Annotated in this window: 1 protein-coding gene; it reads left to right on the top strand. The window is 59.0% G+C overall.

Going from position 1 to position 1,488, the window contains the following annotated elements; genetic code table 11:
* The coding region (locus tag ACFDR9_RS27660; RefSeq protein ID WP_409033071.1) for a DUF2345 domain-containing protein at window positions 1–1,435 on the top strand (1,435 nt) is incomplete at its 5' end.
* Window positions 1,436–1,488 lie beyond the last annotated feature (53 nt).

The raw sequence follows: 1,488 nt of genomic DNA, 5'->3' as shown, positions 1-1,488 counted from the left end.
GCAGATCGAGCGCAGCCACGAACTGCAACTGAGCATGGCCGGCACCGCGCAAAAGCACAACGCCGGCATCAAGGACGACAAGGGCCAGGCCGAGCCGGCACCAGACACATTGCCGGCGATCGCACAGATGGCCAACAGCGTCGAGGTGCTCAAGGGCACGGACGGCGGCGGCGGGCATACTCCGGTGACGGCCTACACACAAGCGCAGTTGCAACTGTCTAGCCCGGCGGGCATCGCCGCGACCACGCCGGCGAACGCCATCCTAGCCGCCGGCAACACCGGCAGCGTCACCGCCGGGCAGGACATCAACTTCGCCGCGCAAGGCAACAGCTACTATCTGGTGAAGGCGGGCGTCAGCCTGTTCACCTACGGCAAGGCCGGCAATAAGGACAAGCCGAACCAGGAAACCGGCATCAAACTGCACGCGGCGTCCGGCAAGGTCAGCAGCCAGAGCCAGTCGGACAAGACCAGCATCACCGCCGACAAGGCAGTCACCGTGGCCAGCGTCACCCAGAGCGTGAACATCGCCGCGAAAGAGCATGTGCTGATGACGGCGCAGGGCGCCTATTTGAAGCTCGAAGGCGGCAATATTATGATTCACGGGCCGGGAAAAATGGATTTCAAGGCTAGCTTAAAGGAGTTGGCGGGGCCGGCCAGCAGCGACGCGCAGCTTGCGGCGCAGAGCAAGGAACTGATCAAGCACAAAATTCGCGGCGTCATCGAGAGCATGTCGCAGGAAATCGAGGTCAAATGCTCGACCTTCGCACTGGTCGACCCCGGCGGAAAAAGCACCGTCTCGCGCCGGGGCAATGAAAACTTCGAGTGGAAGGAATACATCGAGCGCAAGATCCCTTTCCGCCCCGCGATCAGCATCGTGTGCAAGTTGGCGCTGGAGGCACCGATCAAAGTACCCCGGCGTATCCGCAAAAAAATAGGCGGCGAAATTCCCGAAGGTACGATTGAAGTCACACTGAAACAAACCACGGCGTCGCTGATGTTCGAAACCATCGACCTGATGCTCGATTGGAAGAGCCCGTTAAAAGCCGAACCGAACTACAATCGGGCAACGCAAAAAGGGTATCTCGGCACCCCGCCGACGCGCCCGCACCGGATTAGCAGCGTATTTCCATTCTGGCCCCGGCCGCGTGGAAGTTTGGCGCCCGATCTGGTCATTCCGGAATACCGACAGAAGCCGTGGGAGATCGACAACGTGTTTGCAGCAGTGGAGATCAAGTTTCCAAATGACTGGGTACAGACAAAGCAGATGGAAGATTACGTTGAGCTAATGACACCAAAGCTTGGGCTAGATGCCAGAAAAATAGGAAAAGCGCGGATCGCGCTGTTACGCGTACCGGAAGACTGCACGGATGTCGTGCCGGGCGAAAAACAACAGAAAAAAGGTGACTGTTCAGCCGCTATGCGGCAAGCGGGATAGGATTACCGTTGAAGGCCCGGAGCAGAACCTCAAGCATGCCATGGCCTTGCTTG

The sequence above is a fragment of the Janthinobacterium sp. CG_23.3 genome, assembly GCF_046115965.1.
In the GTDB taxonomy this organism is placed as follows: domain Bacteria; phylum Pseudomonadota; class Gammaproteobacteria; order Burkholderiales; family Burkholderiaceae_D; genus Janthinobacterium.
The sequence above is the reverse complement of the archived record's forward strand: the minus strand, read 5'-3'. Positions and strand labels throughout refer to the sequence as shown.